General features: G+C 66.2%; 4 protein-coding genes. 1 reads left to right on the forward strand and 3 read right to left on the reverse strand.

Annotation, left to right across the window (positions count from 1 at the left end; all coding sequences use genetic code 11):
* Nucleotides 1-165: 165 nt before the first annotated feature.
* A complete protein-coding gene (locus tag BSZ14_RS18350) occupies nucleotides 166-1,257 on the forward strand; it encodes a mechanosensitive ion channel family protein (RefSeq protein ID WP_052811634.1) in 1,092 nt (363 codons plus the stop codon).
* Nucleotides 1,258-1,351: 94 nt separating this feature from the next.
* Here the strand turns inward: BSZ14_RS18350 and BSZ14_RS18355 are convergent, their stop codons facing one another.
* Genes BSZ14_RS18355 through otsB form a run of 3 tightly spaced genes read right to left on the reverse strand, consistent with a single transcriptional unit; the run spans nucleotide 1,352 to nucleotide 5,300 of the window.
* Nucleotides 1,352-2,767 carry an alpha,alpha-trehalose-phosphate synthase (UDP-forming) gene (locus BSZ14_RS18355; RefSeq protein ID WP_076712013.1) on the reverse strand — a complete coding sequence of 472 codons (1,416 nt, stop codon included), beginning with the start codon at nucleotides 2,765-2,767 and terminating at the stop codon, nucleotides 1,352-1,354.
* Nucleotides 2,764-4,542, reverse strand: a complete 1,779-nt coding sequence (locus BSZ14_RS18360) for a glycoside hydrolase family 15 protein (RefSeq protein WP_076712014.1) — start codon at nucleotides 4,540-4,542, stop codon at nucleotides 2,764-2,766. The genes BSZ14_RS18355 and BSZ14_RS18360 overlap by 4 nt, the downstream gene beginning before the upstream one ends.
* Nucleotides 4,542-5,300, reverse strand: a complete 759-nt coding sequence (otsB, locus tag BSZ14_RS18365) for a trehalose-phosphatase (RefSeq protein WP_076712015.1) — start codon at nucleotides 5,298-5,300, stop codon at nucleotides 4,542-4,544. Before otsB ends, BSZ14_RS18360 begins: the two co-directional genes overlap by 1 nt.
* Nucleotides 5,301-5,522 lie beyond the last annotated feature (222 nt).

The following is a 5,522-nucleotide window of genomic DNA, read 5'->3' on the forward strand; positions in this document are numbered from 1 at the left end:
TTTTGTCGTGGGAGGGGGTGGGGCGTGGCCTTCGACTGCGCTCAGGCTGAACGGAGGTTGGGAGTGGGACTCGTCCCTCGACCCGTTCAGCCCGAGCGCAGTCGAAGGCCAAGGGAATCCCGCCCCCGCAAGGAACCTTCACCCCTCCTGACCCTTTCCCATCCCATGCGCTGGCTTCGATCGCTCGACATTCCGGCCGAATGGCTGTGGCTTCAAAACCTGACGATCATTGCGGTCGCGATCCTGATCGCGGTGGTGGCTCACGCCGTCGCGATGCGGATCGCCGGGCACGCCGCGCGGCGGACGGCCAGCCAGAGTGATGACCTGGTCCTCGAACATATCCGCCAGCCCTTGCGCTGGGTGGCGATCGCCATCGCGGTCAGCTTCGCGATGCGGCTGGTGCCGATGTCGAGCGACGGGCGCGAAATCTGGCGGCAGGCATTGGGCTTCTGTGTGCCCGCGCTGCTTGGCTGGCTGGCAGTCTCTGCGCTGCGCGCGTTTCAGGGCGTGGTCTATCTACGCGCCGATATCAGCGTCGAGGACAATCTGCGCGCCCGGCGCAAGCGGACGCGGGCACAGATATTGGGGCGGATCGGCATCTTCCTGATCGTGTTCCTGACCGTCTGCCTGATGCTGTTGAGCGTTCCTGGCATCCGCACCATCGGCGTCACGCTGATGGCCTCGGCGGGTATCGCAGGCCTGGTCGTCGGTGCCGCCGCCCAGCCCGCGCTCAAGAACCTGATCGCGGGCGTACAGATGGCCTTTACCGAGCCGATCCGCCTCGACGACGTGGTCATCATCGATAACGAATGGGGGCGGATCGAGCAGATCCACCTGACCTTTGTCGTGGTCCGCATCTGGGACGAGCGGCGGCTGGTCGTGCCGGTCGCCAAATTCCTGGAGAACAGCTTCCAGAACTGGACGCGCGAGACCAGCCAGTTGCTGGGGTCGGTCTTCTGGTATCTCGATCCGGCGGCGGACATTCCCCGCCTGCGCGAGAAGATGGGCGAACTGGTCGAGGCGAGCACGCGCTGGGACCGGCGCTTCTTCAACATGCAGGTGACCGATGTGAAGCCGGATTCGATCGAGGTGCGCGGGCTGATGACCGCGCGCGACGCCTCGACCGCGTTCGACCTGCGATGCGAGATTCGCGAGGGGTTGCTGGAATATATCCGCCACGAGATGCCCGAGGCGTTGCCCCGGCGGCGGCTGGAGCATTCCAATCCTCCCCGGCACGGGGAGGGGGACCAGCCATAGGCTGGTCGAGGGGGCGTGCCTCGAGCGATGTCCTGAGCGGCCATCCCCCTCCACCACCGCTTCGCGGCGGTCCCCCTCCCCGTGCCGGGGAGGATCAGTGGGCCGCCGCTTCTATCGCCTTGGCCTCTGCCTCAACCCCATCCCCGCGCAACGCGGCGAGGAACAGCTCACACCACCAGAACACATCCTCGCGCCGGACATTGTCGATCAGGCTTTCCCAGCGCCGGATACGCTCGGCGCGCGGCATGGTCAGCGCCTGGACGATCGCGTCGGACATTTCCTCGGCGCTGTAGGGGTTGATGAGAACCGCGTCCTTCAACTGCTCGGCGGCGCCCGCGAAGCGCGACAGGATCAGCACGCCGGGGTCCTCCGGGTCCTGCGCCGCGACATATTCCTTGGCGACCAGGTTCATCCCGTCGCGCAAGGGCGTCACCAGCCCGATCCGTGCCGCGCGGTAGATGCCGGCCAGCACCGGGCGCGGAAACCCCTTGTTCACGTAACGGATCGGCACCCAGTCGATATCGGCATATTCGCCGTTGATCCGCCCCGACAGCGAGTCGAGATTGGCGCGAATCTCCTGATAGGTGTTCACCTTCTCGCGGCTGGGCGGTGCGATCTGGAGCATATAGACCAGCGCGCGCCGCTCCGGGTTCTGCGCCAGGAAACGCTCATAGCCCAGGAACCGCTCGGTCAGCCCCTTGGAATAGTCCAGCCGGTCGACCCCGACGATCAGGCTGCGACCCGTCGCCGACATATACATGCGTTCGCGCGCGAAACGGGCGTCGTGGCCGCTGGCGGCTTCCTCGAACTCCTTGGTCTCGATGCCGATCGGCGCGCGGATCGCCTGGATGGTCTTGCCGTTCCACGTCACCGCGCCATTCTCGCCCAGCGTGCCGCCCAGCTCCTTGGTCACATAGTCGCGGAAGCTGTCCAGCCAGTCCTCGGTATGGAACCCCACCACGTCATAGGCGAAGAGCGATTCCACCAGCTTGCGATGGCTGGGCAGCGACATCAGCAGCCGCACCGGCGGCCAGGGAATGTGGAGGAAGAAGCCGATCCGGTTCTTGAACCCGCGCTTGCGCAGGTCATGGCCCAGCGGGATCAGGTGATAGTCGTGGACCCAGACCAGATCGTCGGGCTCGATCAGCGGCTGCACCGTATCGGCGAAGCGCTCGTTGACGCGGGCATAGCCGGAGTCGAAGTCGCGCTCGAACTCGGTCAGGTCGATGCGATAGTGGAAGAGCGGCCACAGCGTCCGGTTGGCATAGCCGTTATAATATTCGTCGATATCCTGTTCTTCCAGGTCGATGGTCGCGGTGGTGACGCCGCCGCCCTGCTGGAAGTTGATATGGCCGCTGAACTCCTCGGTGGTCTCCCCCGACCAGCCGAACCAGATGCCGCCCTGTTCGCGCAGCGCGGCGAGAAGTGCGACCGCCAGCCCGCCCTGATTTCCGCCTGGCCCGGTGGTGGGCGGCTGGACCCGGTTCGAGATGACGATCAGGCGACTCATCGCACGGCACTCCATGGTTTACTCAGCAGGACGGCACAGTTGATCAGGCCGACCAGCGAATAGGTTTGCGGATAATTCCCCCACAGCTCGCCCGTATTCGGGTCAATATCCTCGGACAGAAGCCCGGCGGGGGTGCAGCGCGCCACCATCTCCTCGAACAGCGCGCGGGCGTCGGCATGACGCCCGGTCACATATAACGCTTCAATCAGCCAGAAGGTGCAAACGTTGAACGCGGTATGGGGCAGGCCGAAATCATCCTCGGTCGCATAGCGCAACATATGGCTGCCCCGGCGCAGCCCCTTTTCGACCGCATCCAGCGTCGAGCGGAAGCGGGGATCGTCGGGCGACAGGAAGCGCAGGTCGAGCAGCTGGATGATGCTGGCGTCCAGATCGTCGCCGCCGAAGGTCGCCGACATGCGCTGCGTCTCGGGACGCCAGGCCGACTGCTCGATCGTCTCGCGCATCAGGTCGGCGCGCTCCTGCCAGAAGGCGCGGCGCTCCTCCAGGCCCAGCGCCTGCGCGGCATTGGCGAGGCGGTCGCACGCCGCCCAGCACATGGCGGCGGAGTAGGTATGGACATGGCTTTTGGTGCGCAGCTCCCACAGGCCCGCATCGGGCTGGTCGTACTTGGCCCAGGCCCGCTCGCCGACGCGTTCGAGCGAGTGGAAATCCTCGACCCCCGACATGCGGAACAGGCGCGTGTCGAAGAAGGCCTGCACGTCGGACAGCACAATCTGGCCGTATGCATCGTGCTGGATCTGCTCATAGGCCTGGTTGCCGACGCGGACCGGCCCCATGGCGCGATAGCCGGGCAGGTTTGTCTCGATCCGCTCGACCAGCGTCGCCTCGCCGCCGACGCCGTAGAGCGGCTGGATATGCCCGCCCTTGGCCGCATCGACGATATTGCGCAGATATTCAAGATAGCCCTCCAGCACGTCGAGCGCGCCCAGCCGGTTGAGCGCCTGCACCGTGTAATAGGCATCCCTGATCCAGCAGTAGCGATAGTCCCAGTTGCGCCCTGAATCGGCATGTTCGGGCAGTGAGGTGGTCAGCGCGGCGACGATCGCGCCGGTTTCCTCATGCTGGCAGAGTTTCAGGGTAATGGCGGCGCGGATGACGACCGCCTGCCACTCGACCGGCGTCGCCAAGCCGCGCACCCAGTGATGCCATTCATGCGTGGTGCGTTCCAGCATGGCGCGGCATGCCTCGCTCAGCACACCGGCAAAGCTTTCGTCGGGGCCGAGGAACATATGGATCGGACGTTCCAGACGGAACCACTGTTCGGCGGCGATATGGCCGACCGGCGCGTCGGTCGACAGGCGCAGCGTCTGCTGCGTCATCAGATAGCGGATATGGTTGGACCCCTGGGTCCGCTCGGTGGGCGTGCCCCAGTCGGTCGCGACGCGAAGGGCGATGCGGATGCGTGGGGAGCCGATCGGGCGCACGATCCGCACATAGCTGGTCGGCCGATAGACGCGGCCTTCGCGCGCGAAACGCGGGCAGAAATCGGTGATCTCTATGCCGTTGCCCCGGTCGTCCATGTGCGTCGTGACTAGGATCGGCGTGTTGCGAAGGTAACCTTGGGTGGTCGAGACCCGGTCCTCCAGGTCGATCGACCAATAGCCCGTCTCCGGCTCGCCATCGCCCAGCAGCGCGCAAAAGGCCGGGTCGCCATCGACGCGCGGCACACAGCCCCAGACGAAGCGGCCCTGCGAATCGACCAGCGCGGAAACCTGGCAATTGCCGATCGGCCAGAGGTTCATGTCCTGTTGCATTATTCGGCATTCTCCAGCGCTTGGGCGAGCCATTCATGGACGGCGGCGACATCGGGCAGGCGGTAACGGGCGGCGGTTTCGCGCATCGGACCGACCAGCACCCCCGCGCCACCCAGTGCGGCGGCGGCGACGAAGCCGTCCTCGTCGGTCACATCGTCGCCGAAAAAGATCGGGACGGTGCCCCGCATGGCGGGCGCCTGCATCAGCATCTCGATCGCCTGGCCCTTGTCGCCGGGCAGGCGGATCTCGACCATCATCTTGCCAGGTTGCAGGGTCAGGCCATGCCGCTCGGCGATGGCGGTGGCTTCGCGCAGCGCCAGCGGTTCGGCCTCGGGCTTGCGACGGTAATGGAGGCCCGCACCAAAGCTCTTGGTTTCGAAATACAGGTCATGGGCCTCGGCCACCGTGCGCATCTCATCCGTCGCGGTGGCGAGATGGTCGGGCTTGTCGGGCTGGACATGGCCGTCCTCGGGCGAGCGGCGCTCCGCCCCATGGCTGCCCGCCAGCGTGAAATGCTGCGCCTGCGGGCCGAACAGCGCGTCGAGCTGCGCGATCGAACGGCCGCTGACGATGGCAAGGCGGCCGGGCATATGCGCGGCGAGCGCGTCCAGCCGGTCGGAAAGCGCGACGCCGACATGCACAGCTTCGGGATTGTCGGCGAGGTCGACCAGCGTACCGTCGAAATCGAGGAACAGGCTGTCCGTCGCGGACAGGCGGGGCGGGGGCGGGGCGAGGTCGACCAGCATGGGCGAAAGCATAGCGGATGCGGACATGCCAAGTGAACCCATCCCCGCCGCTCCCGTTCCGCTGCGCTGCCGAAATGATTACGGAAGGGGGATGGCCGAGACCTTCCACCGCTGGCGGCTCGGCGTTCCCTCTCCCGCAGGCGGGACGGGGATGGGGGGAGGGTTCTCTCCGCGGGCTGTGTCGCTTGTGGCTTTCCCCTCCCCCAACCCCTCCCGCCTGCGGGAGGGGAGAAG

This window comes from Sphingomonas sp. Sph1(2015) (assembly GCF_001970915.1).
In the GTDB taxonomy this organism is placed as follows: Bacteria; Pseudomonadota; Alphaproteobacteria; order Sphingomonadales; family Sphingomonadaceae; genus Sphingomonas; species Sphingomonas parapaucimobilis.

Bases quoted from the DNA above. Each gene is read 5' to 3' on its own strand.
- BSZ14_RS18350 (WP_052811634.1), top strand. From the start codon at position 166: ATGCGCTGGCTTCGATCGCTCGACATTCCGGCCGAATGGCTGTGGCTT.
- BSZ14_RS18355 (WP_076712013.1), bottom strand. From the start codon at position 2,767: ATGAGTCGCCTGATCGTCATCTCGAACCGGGTCCAGCCGCCCACCACC.
- BSZ14_RS18360 (WP_076712014.1), bottom strand. From the start codon at position 4,542: ATGCAACAGGACATGAACCTCTGGCCGATCGGCAATTGCCAGGTTTCC.
- otsB (WP_076712015.1), bottom strand. From the start codon at position 5,300: ATGCTTTCGCCCATGCTGGTCGACCTCGCCCCGCCCCCGCCCCGCCTG.